The organism is Acinetobacter halobius, assembly GCF_044130335.1.
Classification (GTDB): Bacteria; Pseudomonadota; Gammaproteobacteria; order Pseudomonadales; family Moraxellaceae; genus Acinetobacter.
Genome location: NZ_JBIQOD010000014.1, coordinates 1 through 19016 on the forward strand (window position 1 = coordinate 1; position 19016 = coordinate 19016).

Here is a 19016-nt window from a genome sequence, read left to right on the forward strand (position 1 = left end):
TACCACTATGGGCTGGCGTTTTATCAATCCTAAGCTGAAAGCGATGTATGGTGTAGACACTATGCCGCAGACTGCGGAGAACGTGGCACAACAATTTAATATTGATCGTGCAGATCAAGACCAGTTTGCCTTGACGAGTCAACAGCGCACCGCAACCGCGCAAGCTCAAGGCTTTTTTAAACATGAGATCATCCCTGTAAATATTGCGCAGCGTAAGGGTGATCCAATTGTGGTCGACACGGATGAACATCCACGTGCCTCGACCACACTCGAAGGTTTGGCAAAACTCAAGCCAGTCGTCACAGCAGAAGGCACCGTCACTGCGGGGAATGCTTCAGGCATCAATGACGGTGCGGCTGCTGTACTGATTGCTTCGGAACAAGCGGTTGAGCAGTACCAACTTAAACCACGTGCCAAGATTATTGCATCTACGGCTGTGGGTGTAGAACCACGCATCATGGGCTTTGCACCTGCGCCTGCCATCAAAAAATTACTCAAACAAGCCAATCTGACATTAGAGCAGATGGATGTGATTGAACTAAATGAAGCCTTTGCAGCACAAGCACTAGCGGTCACGCGTGATCTTGGTTTAGAGGATGACAGCACTCAAGTGAATCCAAACGGTGGTGCAATTGCCATCGGTCATCCACTCGGTGCATCGGGTGCGCGTTTAGTCACCACAGCTTTAAACCAGTTAGAACAAACGGATGGAACTTATGCCTTGTGTTCGATGTGTATTGGTGTCGGTCAAGGGATTGCTTTGATTATTCAGCGCGTTTAACCCTCCTTCTGATCTGACGTGGTGTTTCTACTCATAACACTTATTGCTGATAACAACAGTAGAAACACTGAAAATTTTTAATGAATTAAGGAAGAACTTATGCCAAGTTTTACTTCAAATAATGCCGAAATTCACTATCAGACCTTTGGTGATTCAAGAAATCCTGCGCTTGTTTTTTCAAACTCACTGGGTACAAACTTCAACATGTGGAAGCCACAAATCAATTTTTTCCAGAAAAATTATTTCGTGATTTGCTATGACACTCGTGGGCATGGCCAGTCTTCTGCACCTCAAGGACCTTATGATATTGAACTACTTGGTCTAGACTTGATCCATTTACTCGACCACCTGAACATCGAAAAAGCCATATTTTGCGGCATTTCTATGGGCGGTCTCACAGGTCAGTGGTTAGTCATTCATAAGCCTGAACGTTTCCACCGTGCCATTGTATGCAATACTTCCGCAAAAATTGGCAGTGAACAGGCTTGGAATGAGCGAGCATCTCTCGTTCGTAGCCAAGGTTTAGAACCGATTGCATCAACGGCCGCGAGCCGTTGGTTTACCGAACCCTTTATCCAAAGCAACGCAGCAACAGTAGCAGCGCTTTCAAACGACTTAGGTGCTGGCAGCCCAGAAGGTTATGCGAGTTGCTGTGAAGCTTTGGCTAAAGCGGATTTACGTGAAAAACTCGAAAGTATTCGAGTACCTCTACTTGTGATTGCAGGTAGTAAAGATCCTGTGACTACAATCGCCGATGCTCAATACATGGTCAATCATGTACGTAGTAGTGCTTTATTTGAAATAGATGCATCACATATCTCAAATATTGAACAGCCCAAAATTTTCAATCAGGTCATCTTGGATTTTATTGCCTAATCGTTTTACCTGATAAAAAAACAGCTCATTGCGGGCTGTTTTTTATATTTCTGTCGTCAGCGAATTAAAAACTGCATATAAAACAACCATAAATACTTATGTATTTTAGACCTTTTCCGACTCTATCGTACTTATTGCCAATACCCAACCTGCACTACTCTGCTACTTTTGTCATGATCAAGAACGCTCTCGTGAACAAAATAGCCAATCATGGCGTGATTGAGCCAATCTTTGGATCAAAAAACCATATGAAATGACTGTATTTTTTTTACCCAAAACCAAGTATTCAGACATACAAGCTACAATTCACTCACAACTAAACATAGGCAAAAAAAACAAGTCGAAAACTAAAGAAATAACTATAGCTTTAGGCTTGGCCACATCCCGCCTAGGATAATTCCATTATTTTCATAACATGTAACTGTCAGAATACATCCGTGAATAAAATAAAGCATTTCTAAATATTGATGTAACAAACTTATGTTTTATTTAAAGAAAGTGATGTTATATTTCTATTCACTTTAGAAAATATGCTGCTTTATAAAGACTTTGAAATCTGATTTATTCGAGCCTGCGCGATAATGCGGTTTGATAGCCAAGTCAGCAGATACAAACACTTTCAGACAGTACTGTTATTTTGATATACAGTGTTAGCACTTAAAAATCGGTTAAGATACTGTAATAAATTTCAGCGTGATCAACAGAATCATACTGTTTTTCGCATGGGTAACTACGTCATTTACATGCTGTAAACCTAAAACAAAAATGCAGTTTTTGGTCAATTTAACTTACAATGTAAAAAAGAGTAATCATTCGAAAATTTGTAATCTTTTAACATTGCCAATTCCTTGCAAAATTTACATTATATTGCCGAAGTTTGGCACTAAGCATCTACGTCAATTCAAACAAACTATAAAAAAAATGTAGAACTTTATGCCATAATACGCAAACTTTGCAGCCATCTTGCAAAGAATTATTGCAACTTATAAATGGAGCAAGCTAAATGAGTTCGACCATTTTGGTTATTCATGGACCGAATCTAAATTTGCTAGGAATGCGTGAACCAGAAGTTTATGGCTCTCTAACGCTAAAAGACATCAACCAACAACTCATCGCCCAAGCTAAACATGCTTCCATTTCTCTCGACACTTTCCAAAGTAATTGGGAAGGTGCCATTGTCGACCGTATTCATCAAGCCCAAGCGGATGGCGTGCAATTTATTATTATCAACCCTGCTGCGCTCACCCACACTTCCGTGGCAATTCGTGATGCGCTACTTGGTGTAGCCATTCCATTTATTGAAGTTCATTTATCAAATGTTCATGCGCGCGAAGCGTTTAGACATCATTCATATTTATCAGATAAAGCCATTGGCGTGATTTGTGGCTTAGGCGCTCAAGGTTATAGCGCTGCGCTCAATTACGCTCTCAACAAAATTCAATCCTCTACGCAATCATAATTAGGAATACTGTCACATGGATATTCGTAAAATCAAGAAACTCATCGACCTGATGATTGAATCTGACTTACAAGCGATTGAAGTTAAAGAAGGCGATCAATCTATTGCTCTTACTCGTCGCAGTCCAGTTGTTGCAGCTGGTGCTCCTGTTGCTATGGCAGCTCCTGTTGCCCAAGCTCCAGCAGCAAAAACACCACGTGGTGCTGTAGAAACTTCGCCAATGGTTGGTGTGTTCTATGCTGCTCCTAGCCCAGGTGAAGCGCCATTTGTTAAAGTCGGTCAAACAATCACGGCTGGTGAAACACTTGGTATTATCGAAGCAATGAAAATCATGAACCCGATTGAAGCAACGCAAAGCGGTGTAGTTGAAGAAATTTTAGTGAAAAACGGCGAAGTGATCCAATTCGGTCAACCATTATTCCGCTACCGCGCGTAATAGACGGGGACTCATAATGTTGCAAAAAGTTTTAATTGCAAACCGTGGTGAAATTGCCCTGCGCATCACCCGTGCCTGCAAAACTTTAGGGATTAAGACTGTAGGGATCTATTCAGATGCTGACAAAGACTTAATGCACCTACGTTTTGTAGATGAAGCAGTATGTATTGGACCAGGTGCAAGCAGTGAAAGCTACTTGAATATTCCTGCCATTATTACAGCAGCTGAAATTTCAGGTGCAGATGCCATTCACCCAGGTTATGGCTTCTTATCAGAAAATGCTGAATTTGCTGAAATTGTAGAAAACTCAGGTTTCATTTTCATTGGACCACGCCCTGAACATATTCGTTTGATGGGTAACAAAGTTTCTGCCATTACCGCAATGCGTAAAGCAGGTGTTCCAACCGTACCGGGATCTGCAAATGCAGTTACACCTCAAAATGCTTTAGCAGAAGCCAAAGAAATTGGTTTCCCATTGATCGTGAAAGCTGCTTCTGGTGGTGGTGGTCGTGGTATGCGTATTGTAGAACGTGTCGACACCCTACTTGAATCTGTTCAAGCTGCACAGCGTGATGCTGAAATGTGGTTTGGCGATGACACGGTGTATATGGAACGTTTCCTGCAAACACCTCGTCACGTTGAAGTTCAAGTTCTTGCTGACGGTAATGGTCACGCGATTCATCTCTATGACCGCGACTGTTCTTTACAGCGTCGCCATCAAAAAGTGTTAGAAGAAGCGCCTGCGCCAAACTTACCTGAGCAAGCACGTGCTGACATTTTAGAAGCTTGCGTAAATGCTTGTAAATTAATGCAATACCGTGGTGCAGGTACCTTTGAGTTCTTGTTTGAAGATGGTGAATTCTTCTTTATTGAGATGAATACACGTGTTCAAGTTGAGCACCCTGTAACTGAAATGGTGACAGGTATCGACATTATTGAACAACAGCTCCGCATTGCTGGTGGCTTGGGTCTTGAAATTGAACAAGATCAAGTTGAAGTCAAAGGCCATGCGATTGAATGCCGTATCAATGCTGAAGATCCAACGACCTTCTTACCTTCACCAGGTAAAATTGAGAACTTTTATGTACCAGGTGGTGCAGGTATTCGTCTTGATTCACATATCTATCAAGGCTATAGCATTCCACCTTATTATGACTCGATGATCGCGAAGCTGATCGCACACGGTAAAGATCGTAAAACATCTCTTGCACGTATGCGCCAAGCACTTGATGAAATGATTTTGACTGGAATTAAAACCAATATTCCATTGCACAAAGATTTGATTCTTCAAGATAAAAAGTTCTGCGAACAAGCGATGGATATTCACTATCTTGAAAAACACTTGTTAAAGCAAATTGAAGGTCATCAAGATAAAGACTAATCTAAAGAGTTGATTAGTCTTTCTAAAAAAAACCGCGATTAATCGCGGTTTTTTTATAGACGATACAAATACTTAAGGCAAAACACGGCGTAGTGTTGCAAAGCACTGCTGACCTTTATCATTGGCACAGAAGTTAATGGTTGATGGGCTTTTCCATTTCACAAAGTATTGAGACATTTCACCAGATTGATCTTCTTTTAAGCCAGAACAATCGACTTCATTATTATCATACTTCACTTGCAAAATGAGTGCGGGCAACTGAACATTTTGATCGTTTGACGGTTGATAGTCGTAAATTCCTGTAGACCATTCCTCGCCACTTTTGATCACGACATCGCTATTACTTTTAAAATTATAGTATTCAACGCATTTCCTGTTGTTTGGTAGCTCCATTCCCCACAAACCCACGATTTCTGGGCGAGTCATCACGCGAATATTATTTTGATTTGATGCTTGAGTGACCTCAGTCTGATTTGGCGTATTTGCCATAACTACTGATGTAGTTAACATGAATAACATGCCGAGTAATGTTTTTTTCATACAAGCCATAATGTTTTTTAGCGTCGTACTAAATTAGCATATTTTCATGCAAAACATCATTTTATAACCATTTCATAACAATCTATTTTCTGCTACGCATCGGAAGCTTTATTTAACAAAATGATGTAGTGATTAGATTTATCTGCTTTGAAACGCAATAAAAAGGACTGCCCTAGCAATCCTTTCATTTAGGAATATTTGAGTTTAAGCAACAGGGGCTAACGTAAACAGTACCTGACCTGTTTTGACCGTTTGTCCTTTTTCAATAGTAATGGACTCAACACGCATACGTTCTGGGGCAATAATTGGAATTTCAATTTTCATAGCTTCAATCACAGCTAATGTCGCTCCTTCTTCTACCACATCTCCAGAATTACACTCAATTTTCCAAATAGAACCCGGCATGTGCGACTCTACTGCACAGCCACCTTCAGGAATCTGAATTTCACTGTCATCTAAAACCGCATCAAGACTTTCAGAAACATATTCAACCAAACCGGCTGCATGCCAACGACGGCGTTCCTCATCAAAGTTCGCTTGCTGTACTGCTTTAAAACTTGAAATGGATGCTGCATTTTCAATGAGGAAATCATTATATTCTTTTAGATTTAAAACCCCATCTTCTACACGGAGCTTTAAGCGCCCTGCTTTAAAGTCTTCCCGCATTTGCATCAATTCTGATTCAGATACTTCATAAAATTTAATTTGATCAAAGAAGCGCAGTAACCATGGCTTATCCTGTTCAAAGTCTGGATTTTTGCGGTAACGACTCCACATTTGGGTGGTACGCCCAACAAACTGATAACCGCCAGGGCCTTCCATGCCATAGACACACATATACGCTCCACCGATGCCGACTGCATTTTCAGGCGTCCATGTACGTGCAGGATTATATTTGGTGGTCACTAAACGATGGCGTGGATCCAGTGGTGTTGCCACAGGTGCCCCCAAGTAAACATCCCCCAAGCCCATGACCAAATAATTGGTACTATACACAACATCCTTCACCGCTTGTTTTGACTCTAGTCCATTGATGCGGCGGATAAATTCAATATTATCTGGACACCACGGCGCATCTGGACGTACCGTTTGCATATAGCGCTCAGTTGCCAGCTGGGTTTGCGAGTCTTCCCAAGCCAAAGGTAAATAGACTGTACGCGACGGCACTTCCATTGCGGTCACGTCAGGCAATTCACTTTCTGCTTGCTGTAATAATGCCAACAAATGCTTTTGATCTAGCACCAATGAATCAAAATGAATTTGTAGCGAACGAATTCCTGGGGTTAAATCAATAATCCCTTCGATACTTTGGTCTTTGACCCATTGCATTAAAGCGTGAATACGGAAACGTAAATTGAGGTCTAAAACCAACTCTCCGTATTCAACCAATAAATAACTGTTCCCTGCGGGGCGATAAGTCACATCAGGTGCAGCGTTCACACCTTTTAGAGTCGCCAAAACTGCATCTGAGAGTGTGTCCATTTCAGCATGCAAGCTTGGGGCAAAATCTACATTTTCAGTCGTATCCGCTTTTAACGCGGCATGATATTTTTGATTTAATGCTTGAGCTTGATCATAAGAAATTGGGATAAATTTAACTTTATCACCCGCTTTAAGCTGGCCAATTTTCCATAGTTCTGAACTAACCACCACCGCTGGGCAAACGAAACCACCTAAGCTTGGACCATCGGGCCCTAAAATAATCGGCATATCTCCAGTGAAGTCAATCGCGCCAATGGCATAAGCATTATCATGAATATTTGAAGGATGTAGTCCTGCCTCACCACCATCGGTACGTGCCCATTCAGGTTTTTCCCCCACTAAGCGGATGCCTGTACGACTTGAGTTAAAGTGAATTTCAAACTCTTGCTCAAAGAAGCGCTCAATATCGCGTTTAGTGAAAAAGTCGGGCGCACCATGCGGTCCATACATCACCGCGATGTTCCAAGCATTGCTAAAGCTTGGTACCTGTGCTGCGCTGAGTGCAACAGTTTCTGCTGAGGTATAAGCCGTAATGGGCAACATATCTCCAATGAGTAAATTGCGTCCTGCGTGACCACCAAACTGACCTAAAGTAAAAGTCGCTTGCGAGCCTAAATAGGCGGGTACATTCAGCCCGCCTTTAATACCAATATAACTGCGACAACCTGTGGTGATTTTACCCGTTTTAAGGATTTGCCCTTTTTTAACATTAAGGGTCTGCCACATGGCAACGTCGACACCATCCAATGTCGCAAACATCTCACCACCCGTAATCACGATTTGGCTGTCACAGTGAAACTTTAAAGTTGGGCCTTGTAATGTACATTCTAGCCCTGCGGTATTAAATGAATTCCCCAATAGTTGATTGGCTATATTTAAAGATAAAGGATCAATCGCACCCGATGGTGGCACTCCAACATCCCAGTAACCCAAACGACCATTGACGTCTTGTATTGAGGTTTGAATACCGGACTGTAACACCTCAATTTTTTGGGTTATCCACTCAAAAGTATTTAAAAAACGTGTGGTCTGTATCCCTATTTTAAACACGTCACAGTCAATAATATTTTGTAAATACTCAAGATTAGTTTCAATTCCTGCCACTGAAGTTTTTGCCAAAGTATCACTCATGGCTTGAATTGCCCTTTCACGGTTCTCACAGGTCACAATGATTTTGGCAATCATCGGATCATAAAAGGAAGATACATTTGAACCTGTTTCGACCCATGTTTCATTGCGTGCTTGTGGGTCAAAGTCGACATAAGTCAGTAAGCCAGCACTGGGTTGAAAGTTCTTAATTGGATCTTCAGCATATAAACGGACTTGAATCGAATGACCTTTAGATTTAAGCGCCTCTATCGGTGCAGTCCAGTCACCGCTACCTAAAGTGACCATCCATTCCACAAGGTCTACATCAAACACTTGTTCGGTCACACCATGTTCAACTTGCAACCGTGTATTCACCTCCAAGAAATAGAATTTTTGGGTGTCAGTATCCATCACAAATTCAACCGTACCTGCCGAACGGTAATTCACTGACTGCATCAGTTGAATTGCAACACCTTGAATATAATCACGTTGTTCATCATTTAAATGCGGTGCTGGAGTTTCCTCAATTACTTTCTGATTACGGCGCTGTACTGAACAGTCTCGCTCTCCCAAAGCCAAAACCAAACCTTGGCCATCCCCAAAGATTTGGACTTCAATATGCCGCGCATTTTCTACAAACTTTTCTAAATACAAACCTGCATCTTTAAAATTGGCTTGTGCCAAATAAGATACGGTTGCATAAGCATCTTTCAACTCAACTTCGTTCCACACCAAACGCATACCAATACCGCCACCACCTGCAGTACTTTTCAGCATAACGGGATAGCCGATACGATTTGCTTCGATCAGTGCTTCCGCTTCGTCTGCTAAAAGCTGGCTACCCGGTAACAATGGCACATCCGCCTGAATGGCAAGTTCGCGTGCGGTATGCTTTAAACCAAAACTACGCATTTGTGCAGAATTTGGCCCTAAAAACACAATGCCCTGTGACTCACACAAGTCACAAAATTCGGCATTTTCAGACAGGAATCCATAACCCGGATGAATGGCTTCAGCGCCCGTCTCTTTGGCAACCTGTAAAATTTTTTCAATATTTAAATAACTTTGACTGGCTGGGCTATCACCAATAAATACCGCTTCATCAGCCAAAGTCACATGTAAGGAATCACGATCTGCTTCTGAATACACCGCAACAGACTGAATGCCTAAATTCTTTAATGTACGAATTACTCGGCAGGCAATTGCACCACGGTTGGCAATGAGAACTTTTTTAAACATGCTAATTACTCCTTACCTTCACGCACAATCAGTTGAATTTTGGTCGGGTTATAGGCATTACATGGATTGTTCAGCTGCGGGCAGTTAGAAATCAGCACGATAAGATCCATCTCCGCTTGAATTTCAACATATTTACCGGGTGCCGATATTCCATCGTCAAATTTGAGATGTCCCTCACTGCTCACAGGAACATTCATAAAGAAATTAATATTCGGCCCAATATGACGAACATTCAGTCCATGCTTTTTCGCAATTGGGTGCAAAGCTAAAGCTGTCATAAAGTTATTGCGACAGCTGTGCATCGGAAATGTGTCGTGTGCATAACGTACGGTGTTACTTTCACATGAACAAGCGCCACCCAAGGTGTCATGACGACCACATTTATCATCATGGATCGTGGCAATTTTGTTGCCATAGTTGGTATATAGAGCTGTGCCTTTTTCGAGATAAATCTGCTGATTGATGGCTAAAGTATCAGTTGCACTGTAACGCTCTTCAGGGTTGCTCGCAGAAATAAATAAGGTATCGACCGCTTGATTGCCTTCGAGATCAATAATACGGAAATACTGCCCTTTCTTGACTTCACCCATCCATGCCTCACCCGCTGGACAGACTTCATTTAAAACAGCTTGATCAAATGCTTGTAAAATGGTCATGCGTACTCTCCTTGGGCTTAAACAGCATCAAATGCGTAATAACGCGCGTTGTTTTGAAAACCGCGTTGGTTTTGCGGGCATGAATCACGACAAATATCATGTGCGGTTAAAGCGGAGGCTTTGAATAAACTCATTTGAATATCGGCAGGCTGATACTTTACGACTTGGCTCAAACCATGTGGTGCGGCAGATAAGAACACCAGACAGTCCATCTCAAAACGCAGTTCAATGATTTGATGGGTATTGTCAGTATCAATATAAGATAAGTTGCCCGCATCATCAGGACGAACCTTGGAGAATAGGTTGACCGTAGCTGACAGGTCGGTTTGACCTAATGAAAACTTGGTCATTTCAAGTAACAGACTGTCTCGTCCACTCCGATACATCTTATTTCGTGCATCTTGGAAAGTTTGAGTGCCGAATTGTTTTTGAATTTGTTCTGTGCGACTCGGACCACACAAGGCATCATTCCAACCATGATCGTCTTGAACAATTGAGGCCATAACCCGACCTAAGTCCGAATACAACACATGTCCTGCACTTAGAAATGCCGTATGCTGTGCCTTTAAACTATCTGGCATATTAAAACGTTCGAGCTTATCTTCACTGTTGACGCAGAAAAGAGAAACGTTAGCTTGTGCCCCTAAGGCTTTAAACTGTAAGACTGTGCCACGTTGAATACGCCCAGACCAGTGATGTCCACCCGGTAAAAGTTCAGTCCATAGTGCGTTATCGTCGTGATATGTTATTGTGCTCATGCGCCTCTGCCTAAATCGTAACTGTTTACCTCCCGGGCTTTTATCCCTCCGTGTAGTTCTTACGAACCGTGAACTCTCGGTCACAGACATACATCAAAAATGTATCGGAACCCTAGATCACTCTTTCAGTTTAGATTGTGCAAAGGCCGTGCCAATTTAGTATTACGATTTTCAAGCTTTGTAATACCATTTATGAGCAATAAACGGGCGCTTTCAATTTTCAGCACGAATATCTTTGCTATACGCACCAATAAAAAGCATCAAATTTTTAAAAATGCTATTTCATTAAAATTTCATGAAACATATGACGCAGCCATTGGTGGCTGGTTTTATGATGACAAGACATGTGCCAATACTGTTTCACTCCATAACTTGGAAAGGCAATTGGCGCATTAAAGATCTTTAAATTGCCACGTGAAAGTAGAACTTCACTCAAATAGTATGGAACTGTGGCGATTGCATCTGTTTCTTGTACCACCAAGCCTACCCCCAAATAGCTCGGTAAACGCATTAAAATGTCACGCTTTAGTTCTAAATTAAGCAGCTCGTTTTCAATATGGTAATGTCCCATGCCTGCATCAATATCAATATGTGACTCAGCCAAGTATTGCGCTGTGCTGATACTATCACCGGTCAAACGCGGATGATCTTTGGCTGCAATCACCACATAATACTGCTCAAACAGTTGCTGTTGGTAAAAACCATTTTCCAATTGCGGTAAAAAACCCAACGCCAAGTCAATTTCACCATTTGCCATTTGATAACTGGTTTCAGAGGTGATCGGACGGATATTCAAACGAATATGTGGTGCATGTTTCTTCAAATACTGCGAAATTTTCGGCAACAACACCAAATGCGAAACATCAGTCATAGCCAAACTAAACTGTTGCTGCGAAGTGGCTTGGTCGAAATCAATCGTAAAGTTATTGATGATTTCAACCTTGTTTAAAGCCTCACTGACCAACGGAAACAATTGCTTAGACAACTCTGTCGGCATCATTTCGTTGCCAATCCGCAAAAACAGCGGATCATTATAATGTTGGCGAATTTTATTCAGAATATTACTCACCGTCGGTTGACTCATTTCTAAATGATCTGCCGCAAGCGATACACTCTTAAACTTATAAACGTAAAAAAAGATACTGAGTAATTTACAGTCCAGTTCAAACACGAAAAAAATATTCCTTATATGCATGTGATGGTAGACGATCCATCATCTACCCATTATAGCGATGATCCAATGCTCAAAACTTACTATTATAAGCATCTAGGTCTAATATCAGACGTTTCAACAATAAAAGCACATGAATTATACCTTTAGCTGTACTAAACAATAGATACTTTTCCTGAAAATTTATGTCGCATGTTCTGCATATATTTTACATAACAAAAAAGGCCCGAATCAATCGAACCTTTGATGAAATCAACCATGCCGAATTATAGCTATTTAAAGTATTTTCTTCACAGGCACAGCTAAAGATATTACAGCTTTAACCCAACAGCTCGACGGCAATAGCAGTCGCCTCGCCACCACCGATACATAAAGCAGCTACACCCTTTTTCCCACCAGTACGTTTCAAAGCATGCAGTAAAGTCACGATAATACGAGAACCAGAAGAACCCAATGGATGTCCAAGTGCACAAGCACCACCATTCACATTCACTTTAGCAGGGTCTAAATGAAAACCGTCAATTGCAAGCATGGTGACCATCGCAAAGGCTTCATTGACTTCCCACAGGTCAACATCATCAGCAGACCAACCTGCTTTGGCTAAAACTTTCTCAATGGCACCTACAGGGGCAATGGTGAACTCAGATGGATGCTGAGAATTGCTGGCATAAGCCACAACTTTTGCCAATGGTTTCAGACCACGTGCGTCTGCAACATCAGATGAAGTTACAACCAATGCAGAAGCCCCATCTGAAATAGAACTCGAATTTGCCGCGGTAATCGTGCCGTCTTTTTTGAATGCTGGGCGTAAAGTTGGAATTTTATCCACTTTGGCATTGAGGGGTTGCTCATCCTGATCAACTACAACATCACCTTTACGACTACTCACTGTCACAGGCACGATTTCATCTTTAAAGTAGCCACCTTGAATCGCAGCAACGGCTTTATTTAAAGAACCAATGGCATACTGATCCTGCTGTTCACGGGTATAGCCTTTTTGATCTGCCATTTCTTGAGCAAGGACACCCATCGACAGACCTGTTTCAGCATCCTCTAAGCCTTCTTGGAACATGTGATCGGTTGTTTTACCATGTCCCATACGGTAACCCGCACGTGCTTTTTCAAGTAGGTACGGCGCATTTGACATCGACTCCATACCACCTGCCACCACAATTTCAGCTGAACCTGCTTTAATCGCGTCAGCCGCTTGCATGACGGCTTTCATCCCCGAGCCACAAATTTTATTGATGGTTGTTGCACCTGTTGAGTCTGGTAGACCTGCAATGCGCATTGCTTGACGTGCAGGGCCCTGTTTAAGCCCCGCTGGAAGGACACAACCAAAAATGACTTCGTCTACATCAGTCGGTTGTAAGCCAGAACGGCTTAGCACTTCTTTAATCGTGACCGCACCAAGTTCAGGTGCTGTACATGCCGACAACGAACCCTGAAAGCCACCCATTGCTGTACGTACACCGTCTACAATAACAATCATTTTCCATTCATCCTTTTTGATGTTTATTTGTTTTTAAGCGACATTTTATGCACTCAAAAACGCTCCATAACTATTCTTCGTCTTAATAAAGGCTCAATTTAAACGCCTTATTTTTGATGCCTTTAGTCCACGATTTCGCTCACAACGTTATGATCTTGCGCAATCGGTAATATTCGATAGAATCGAAGCATCCGAATAGTTCAACACGCAATAACCAATGTAGGCTTAGATCTGAGCCAGAACTATCCATCACTACGTTTAAGGCAATATATAGTTTTTCTGACAATAGTGTAAAAATCACAAAAATGAAATGTATTTCCATAAAAGTGATCTCTAGAGGCTAACTTTACTGACAGTTGTCTTCAGCTGTTGCAAACAAATTTATTTCAATTCTTGAACAAGTGGATATTTTTAAAACGATTGTAGTAATATTCAAGACCTTAGTTGAATTTAAATATTGAACCGAGTTAAATAGCCTCTCTATAGTTCTCATAAAATATACTGGAAAAGCCAATGACTTCAGTACGCCAACAGAATTTTCTATTACGCAAAGAGAAAATTTTAGCTATGGCTGAGACTTTGTTATTAGATAATAATCAAGACATCACCTTAAGCGAATTAGCAACGGAACTCGATATTGCCAAGGGTACAATTTACAAGCATTTCAAAAGTAAGAACCAACTCTATTTGGAGTTGATTATATTGAATGAAACTCGCTTGCTGGAAATTTCTCAGAAGTACAATAATGATATTAAAACCTATGTTTCTGAATACATGTTGTACAACATGTTAAATTCAAATCGTACGATTTTACTGCACGTTATTGAAGAACGTTTAACCAATAGCGAACGTAAACTTAAAGAACTTTTTGAGAAGCTCTATCAAATACGTGAGCAACGTATTATCGAAATTAAAGACATGACCTCTGACTACTTAAAGTCTTTAGATAGCGCAATGTCCATTCGTGATTATTTATCTTATGTATGGACAGTGACCTACGGTGCCTCTTTGTTGCTCAATTCAACGTATTATCAAAAATCAATTGGTTCACGCGAACGCCTGATTAAACTGTATGTTAATCAAGCCCTCATGACACCTGATAAAATTTCACACGCAGTCCTTTAAGTTTCAAAACTGCTTAAGCGACTAAAATAATAAAAAGCCAAACAGTTGATGTTTGGCTTTTTACATTTACATCCAATTAATCAGCTGAAATATCTTCAAACAAAACTGAAGATAAATAACGCTCACCACCATCAGGTAAAATCACCACAATGGTTTTACCCGCATTTTCAGGGCGTACTGCAAGTTCTGCTGCAGCAGCCATCGCTGCACCACTTGAAATACCCACTAAAATACCCTCTTGACTTGCTGTTTTACGTGCCCAATCAATTGCTGTTGCAGCATCAATTGGCATCACTTCATCGACCAAGTCAAGGTCTAAGTTTTTAGGAATAAAATTAGCGCCAATCCCCTGAATCTTATGTGGTCCAGGTGTCAAAGCTTCGCCACGTTTGGTTTGCCCTATAATCGGCGACTCAGCAGGTTCTACCGCAACTGAGTACAAGGCTTGTTTTTTTACTTTTTCAAAATAACTTGAAATCCCAGAAATCGTACCGCCTGTTCCGACACCAGCCACTAAAATATCAACTTTACCACCTGTTGCTTCCCAAATTTCAGGGCCTGTAGTTGCTTCATGGATAGCTGGGTTTGCTGGATTTTCAAACTGCTGTGGTAAAAAATAAGTTTCTGGGTTTTCATCTACTAAACGCTGTGCTTCTTCTACCGCACCACGCATGCCTTTTGCAGGGTCGGTAAGCACCAAGTTAGCACCTAAAGCTTTCATTACTTTACGGCGTTCGATACTCATACTTGATGGCATAGTCAGGGTTAATGCATAGCCTTTTGCTGCAGCAACAAATGCCAAAGCAATCCCAGTATTCCCACTGGTAGGCTCTACGATGTGCATTCCCTCTTTAAGTACACCACGCGCTTCAGCATCTGCAATAAGTGCAGCCCCGATACGGCATTTGACTGAAAATGCTGGGTTACGGCTTTCAACTTTGGCTAAAACGGTTGCTGGGCTTTGTATAATTCGGTTGATACGAACCAATGGGGTATTACCAATCGCTTCTGCGTTATTACTATAAACCGCTATCCCTAAATTATGAGGCGTTGGAAAAGCTGAATCCGTACTCATAGCAATGTTTCCTATGTTGTTTTTAATGATGTATTGATTATCATACCCTGATTTTTAAATGCAAACTGACATTTGGTCGTGCATATGTTTTTATTTGATAAATAAATCATTTAAACGGAAAAAGTATGGGTTTCCCCATACTTTTAGTACCAAGTGAGCCACTTATATTAGTGTTAGGCTATTCCACTTTTCCAACTCCGTGACTGCCGCGCTAAAATCCACTTGCGGAGCCTGTTCTCGATCTGTTTTTAAAAACAATTCCTGCGTTGTATGAAAAATAGGAGTTTTCATCTGTCCTTCCTCCGCCAAATCCAACGCAATGCCAATATCTTTTTGCAACAGGTTTAAAGCAAAAGTTTTTTGAAAAGTTCGGCTCAAAACTTTTTGCGCCATCACCGTTTCAGACATCGTACTTTTACCGCTAGAGTGATTGATACAACTCAATGCTCCGACCAAATCAACGCCTCGATGCTTCAAAATAGACAAACCCTCGGACAGAGCCCATAAGTGTGTTGCCATGAGTGTATTGTTCACCGCCTTAACTGCAAAGCCTGCACCACTTTCCCCGACGTATTCAATCAGCCCCGCAAATGCCTGAATGATCGGTTTTGCCCTTTCAAATCCAGCGATATTGCCACCTACCATAACCGTTAACGTACCGCGTTCAGCACCAATGGTTTGACCCGAAACAGGTGCATCTAAGTAAGTTACACCACGTGCTGCCAAATCAGTGGAAATTCGCTGCGCAGACTCAGGCACGCCACTGGTACAGTCCACCCATAAACTTTCAGACTTAGGTGGATGTAATGTAATTAAAGCTTCAACATCTGCGCTGGTCGGTAAGCATGAAAATATAATATCGGCTTGCACCGCTTGTTGGATTTGAACGGGCTCAGTGCCAAAGGTTTGCGCATGCAATGCAGCTTTTTCCGATGTGCGATTCCACACCCAAACATTATGACCCAGTTTTGGCAAATGGGAGGCCATATGCCAACCCATTGCGCCCAGTCCTATAAATGCAATATTCAGACTCAAAACGTACTCCTAACCGTGTGCAATAGTGCTATTGATTTGGTCATCCGACTTTTCTATGGCCTGCTCATTTTCACTGCCTCGGTTTAAGAAAAGATTAAGAAGAATAGCTGCTAGTGTTGCGGTGCCAATACCACCTAGGTCAAAACTACCAATTTGTAAGCTGTAATTACCTGTTCCCATAATCAGACACACCGCACCAATCATTAAAGTACTATTCTTGGTAAAATCAATTTTGTTATCGACCCAAATTTTTGCGCCCGCAACCGTAATCAAACCGAAAACAACAATGGATGCACCACCCAAGAGTGCAACGGGAATCGTACTAATCACTGCACCAAACTTAGGGGAAAGCCCCAGTAAAATGGCAAACACACCTGCAAAAACAAAGATTGTGGTTGAATAAACTTTAGTGACCGCCATGACTCCAATGTTTTCAGCATAAGTCGTCATCCCTGTTCCACCAACTGAAGCTGAAAGCGTAGTGCACACGCCATCCGCAAAGAAACCACGACCCATATAAGGAGACAAATTTTTCCCAGTCATCGCTGAAACTGCTTTGAAATGTCCTAAGTTTTCCGCCACCAAAATAATTGCAACAGGTGCAATCAACATCATGGCATTTACATCAAAGGTTGGGCTATGGAAAGTCGGTAAACCAAACCATGCTGCTTGACCAACTTTGGCAAAGTCAATTGCAGTACCAAAACCCATGACATTGGTCAGTAAGAAGTAAATAAAATAGGATGCAACCAAGCCTAAAAGAAGCAATAAGCGGCGCACCATCCCTTTGGTAAATACCGCAATCACACTAATACAAATAATTGTGATTAAGGCCATCCAAGAGTCAAATTGATTGGCCGATACACTTTTAATTGCAACAGGTGCAAGGTGTAAACCAATGATCATTACGATAGCGCCTGTCACAATAGGTGGCATCAACTTTTCAATCCATGCTGTGCCTGTACGCATCACAATTAAGCCAATTAAAGCGTACAATACACCACATGCAATGGTTCCACCCAATGCTAACGAAAGATTTGGATTTGATCCGACACCCGTGTAGCCTGTGACTGCAACCACTGCACCAATGAAGGCAAAGCTAGACCCCAAATAACTTGGCATACGTCCGCCAGTCATTAGGAAGAAAAGTATCGTACCAATCCCTGTAATAAAGATAGTTAAGTTCGGATCAAAACCCATCAGCAATGGCGCAAGCACAGTTGCACCGAACATGGCGAAAGCATGTTGTAATCCTAAAATAATGCTTTTGCCTACGGGCAAGTACTCATCTGTTTGCACAGCAGTTGTATCTAAATCGCCTTGATAAGGCTTAAATTTTGGAAACCACGATTCTTTTGTTTGCATGGGTTTCCCCTCCCTTAAAAGTAGGATTTTTTGAATTAACACATTGGTAATGGCTCGCAATAACCACGCTTAAAATACATAAGTGCATTCAGTCCACAACTTTGCTTCATGGCTTTGACTTGGCAAAACAGAACATCATGACTCCCCACAGACATACTCTGCACCACTTCGCAGTCAAAACTCACTAAGGCATCATCCAAGACTGGAGCATTGGTCAAAAGTGTGGACCATGTGCCTTGAGCAAAACGTTCAGACATTGGAGTTTTGCCTCCAAATACGTTAGATAAATGTTGTTGCTGGCTCGATAGCGTATTCACACACAGTACTTGATTTGTTTTAAATGTATCAAACACAGAAGATGAACGGTTTAAACAGACCAATAAGGTCGGTGGTGTATCTGTCACACTACATACTGCCGATGCAGTAAAACCTGCCTGACCCGCTGCACCATCCGTCGTAATCACATTAACCGCAGCACCAAGATTCGCCATGCCTTGACGGAACAGGTGTTGATCCAATATCACTTCCGCTTTTTCTTCAGGCACTATAGTGTTTAGCATGGCTTCAACCTGATCTTGGTGTAATAGTTTTGCATTCATCGTATTCTCCATGTCCTGAATGTCAAATTCCTCCATTCAGGACGTTAAAATTTGATTATTCAACTCAAGCCACATGTGCAACCGAAGCAATTTCCACTAAAGCATCAGGCTTAACCAATCCAGTTTGGACACAATAGCGCGCGGGCTTATCACCTGGAAAATATTCGGCATATACAGCATTAATCGCACCATAATCCCCCCAATCTTTCACAAAAATATGGTTAAAAGTCACGTCATCCATCGTACCGCCAGCTGTTTCAAGGACTCGTTTAATAGTCTCTAAAATATGTCGAGTTTGTGCAGCTGCATCGCCCACATGGACAACATTGTTCTGTTCATCAAAAGCTAAAGTGCCTGATACATAGACGATATTGTCAGCCTTAGTCGCAGGTACAAATGGAGCCAGTGGTTTCGCTGTGCCTTCTGGCACAATAATTTCTTTAGGCATGAGACTTCC

17 protein-coding genes and 1 riboswitch are annotated in these 19016 nt (G+C 41.7%); of the genes, 6 read left to right on the top strand and 11 right to left on the bottom strand.

The window, feature by feature from the left end; genetic code table 11:
- From ACE01U_RS12270 to accC, 5 genes are all read left to right on the top strand, one after another.
- Positions 1-781: acetyl-CoA C-acyltransferase (locus ACE01U_RS12270; protein WP_395579587.1), on the top strand; the 781-nt coding region annotated here is incomplete at its 5' end.
- Positions 782-880: 99 nt separating this feature from the next.
- Positions 881-1657, top strand: a complete 777-nt coding sequence (pcaD, locus tag ACE01U_RS12275; RefSeq protein ID WP_086210024.1) for a 3-oxoadipate enol-lactonase — start codon at positions 881-883, stop codon at positions 1655-1657.
- A 1003-nt stretch (positions 1658-2660) separates the two neighbouring features.
- Complete coding sequence (gene aroQ / locus ACE01U_RS12280; RefSeq protein ID WP_086210025.1) at positions 2661-3116, top strand: type II 3-dehydroquinate dehydratase; 456 nt, start codon at positions 2661-2663, stop codon at positions 3114-3116.
- 16 nt (positions 3117-3132) lie between these two features.
- Positions 3133-3552: an acetyl-CoA carboxylase biotin carboxyl carrier protein gene (accB, locus tag ACE01U_RS12285; protein WP_004979753.1), complete on the top strand. Its 420-nt coding sequence runs from the start codon at positions 3133-3135 to the stop codon at positions 3550-3552.
- A 16-nt stretch (positions 3553-3568) separates the two neighbouring features.
- Entirely contained in the window at positions 3569-4933 is a 1365-nt protein-coding gene (gene accC, locus ACE01U_RS12290) for an acetyl-CoA carboxylase biotin carboxylase subunit (RefSeq protein WP_086210027.1), read from the top strand.
- Between the two features lie 72 nt (positions 4934-5005).
- Here accC and ACE01U_RS12295 read toward each other — a convergent pair whose 3' ends face one another.
- The 6 genes from ACE01U_RS12295 to ACE01U_RS12320 all read right to left on the bottom strand — a co-directional run bounded on the left by ACE01U_RS12295 (position 5006) and on the right by ACE01U_RS12320 (position 13360).
- Positions 5006-5422, bottom strand: a complete 417-nt coding sequence (locus tag ACE01U_RS12295; RefSeq protein WP_228147010.1) for a hypothetical protein — start codon at positions 5420-5422, stop codon at positions 5006-5008.
- 255 nt (positions 5423-5677) lie between these two features.
- Positions 5678-9283 (bottom strand): urea carboxylase, encoded by a 3606-nt coding sequence (gene uca / locus ACE01U_RS12300; protein ID WP_395579588.1) that lies wholly within the window; start codon positions 9281-9283, stop codon positions 5678-5680.
- 5 nt (positions 9284-9288) lie between these two features.
- Entirely contained in the window at positions 9289-9939 is a 651-nt protein-coding gene (locus tag ACE01U_RS12305; protein ID WP_395579589.1) for an urea amidolyase associated protein UAAP2, read from the bottom strand.
- 17 nt (positions 9940-9956) lie between these two features.
- The gene (locus ACE01U_RS12310) at positions 9957-10697 is read right to left on the bottom strand and encodes an urea amidolyase associated protein UAAP1 (protein ID WP_395579590.1); all 741 of its coding nucleotides are present in this window, start codon (positions 10695-10697) and stop codon (positions 9957-9959) included.
- A gap of 27 nt (positions 10698-10724) precedes the next feature.
- Positions 10725-10824: riboswitch (guanidine-I (ykkC/yxkD leader) on the bottom strand.
- Between the two features lie 150 nt (positions 10825-10974).
- On the bottom strand, positions 10975-11868 hold the full coding sequence (locus ACE01U_RS12315; RefSeq protein WP_086210032.1) for a LysR family transcriptional regulator: 894 nt from the start codon (positions 11866-11868) through the stop codon (positions 10975-10977).
- A 319-nt stretch (positions 11869-12187) separates the two neighbouring features.
- Entirely contained in the window at positions 12188-13360 is a 1173-nt protein-coding gene (locus ACE01U_RS12320; protein ID WP_395579591.1) for a thiolase family protein, read from the bottom strand.
- Between the two features lie 513 nt (positions 13361-13873).
- Here ACE01U_RS12320 and ACE01U_RS12325 point away from each other — a divergent pair.
- Complete coding sequence (locus ACE01U_RS12325; protein ID WP_086210034.1) at positions 13874-14485, top strand: TetR/AcrR family transcriptional regulator; 612 nt, start codon at positions 13874-13876, stop codon at positions 14483-14485.
- Between the two features lie 76 nt (positions 14486-14561).
- On the opposite strand, the gene cysK is transcribed toward ACE01U_RS12325, so the two are convergent.
- The 5 genes from cysK to rutC form a co-directional block, all read right to left on the bottom strand.
- Positions 14562-15560, bottom strand: coding sequence for a cysteine synthase A (gene cysK / locus ACE01U_RS12330; protein ID WP_119063476.1), 999 nt, complete (start codon positions 15558-15560; stop codon positions 14562-14564).
- 162 nt (positions 15561-15722) lie between these two features.
- Complete coding sequence (locus tag ACE01U_RS12335; RefSeq protein ID WP_395579624.1) at positions 15723-16559, bottom strand: NAD(P)-dependent oxidoreductase; 837 nt, start codon at positions 16557-16559, stop codon at positions 15723-15725.
- Between the two features lie 45 nt (positions 16560-16604).
- Positions 16605-17960: a pyrimidine utilization transport protein G gene (rutG, locus tag ACE01U_RS12340; protein ID WP_086210037.1), complete on the bottom strand. Its 1356-nt coding sequence runs from the start codon at positions 17958-17960 to the stop codon at positions 16605-16607.
- Positions 17961-17995: 35 nt separating this feature from the next.
- Complete coding sequence (rutF, locus tag ACE01U_RS12345; RefSeq protein ID WP_086210238.1) at positions 17996-18520, bottom strand: NADH-dependent FMN reductase RutF; 525 nt, start codon at positions 18518-18520, stop codon at positions 17996-17998.
- A 103-nt stretch (positions 18521-18623) separates the two neighbouring features.
- Positions 18624-19007, bottom strand: coding sequence for a pyrimidine utilization protein C (gene rutC, locus ACE01U_RS12350; RefSeq protein ID WP_086210038.1), 384 nt, complete (start codon positions 19005-19007; stop codon positions 18624-18626).
- Positions 19008-19016: the final 9 nt, after the last annotated feature.

What these genes read in the sequence shown, in the direction of transcription:
- pcaD (WP_086210024.1), top strand. Translation starts at nt 881, where the DNA reads ATGCCAAGTTTTACTTCAAATAATGCCGAAATTCACTATCAGACCTTT.
- aroQ (WP_086210025.1), top strand. Translation starts at nt 2,661, where the DNA reads ATGAGTTCGACCATTTTGGTTATTCATGGACCGAATCTAAATTTGCTA.
- accB (WP_004979753.1), top strand. Translation starts at nt 3,133, where the DNA reads ATGGATATTCGTAAAATCAAGAAACTCATCGACCTGATGATTGAATCT.
- accC (WP_086210027.1), top strand. Translation starts at nt 3,569, where the DNA reads ATGTTGCAAAAAGTTTTAATTGCAAACCGTGGTGAAATTGCCCTGCGC.
- ACE01U_RS12295 (WP_228147010.1), bottom strand. Translation starts at nt 5,422, where the DNA reads ATGGCAAATACGCCAAATCAGACTGAGGTCACTCAAGCATCAAATCAA.
- uca (WP_395579588.1), bottom strand. Translation starts at nt 9,283, where the DNA reads ATGTTTAAAAAAGTTCTCATTGCCAACCGTGGTGCAATTGCCTGCCGA.
- ACE01U_RS12305 (WP_395579589.1), bottom strand. Translation starts at nt 9,939, where the DNA reads ATGACCATTTTACAAGCATTTGATCAAGCTGTTTTAAATGAAGTCTGT.
- ACE01U_RS12310 (WP_395579590.1), bottom strand. Translation starts at nt 10,697, where the DNA reads ATGAGCACAATAACATATCACGACGATAACGCACTATGGACTGAACTT.
- ACE01U_RS12320 (WP_395579591.1), bottom strand. Translation starts at nt 13,360, where the DNA reads ATGATTGTTATTGTAGACGGTGTACGTACAGCAATGGGTGGCTTTCAG.
- ACE01U_RS12325 (WP_086210034.1), top strand. Translation starts at nt 13,874, where the DNA reads ATGACTTCAGTACGCCAACAGAATTTTCTATTACGCAAAGAGAAAATT.
- cysK (WP_119063476.1), bottom strand. Translation starts at nt 15,560, where the DNA reads ATGAGTACGGATTCAGCTTTTCCAACGCCTCATAATTTAGGGATAGCG.
- ACE01U_RS12335 (WP_395579624.1), bottom strand. Translation starts at nt 16,559, where the DNA reads ATGGGTTGGCATATGGCCTCCCATTTGCCAAAACTGGGTCATAATGTT.
- rutG (WP_086210037.1), bottom strand. Translation starts at nt 17,960, where the DNA reads ATGCAAACAAAAGAATCGTGGTTTCCAAAATTTAAGCCTTATCAAGGC.
- rutF (WP_086210238.1), bottom strand. Translation starts at nt 18,520, where the DNA reads ATGCTAAACACTATAGTGCCTGAAGAAAAAGCGGAAGTGATATTGGAT.
- rutC (WP_086210038.1), bottom strand. Translation starts at nt 19,007, where the DNA reads ATGCCTAAAGAAATTATTGTGCCAGAAGGCACAGCGAAACCACTGGCT.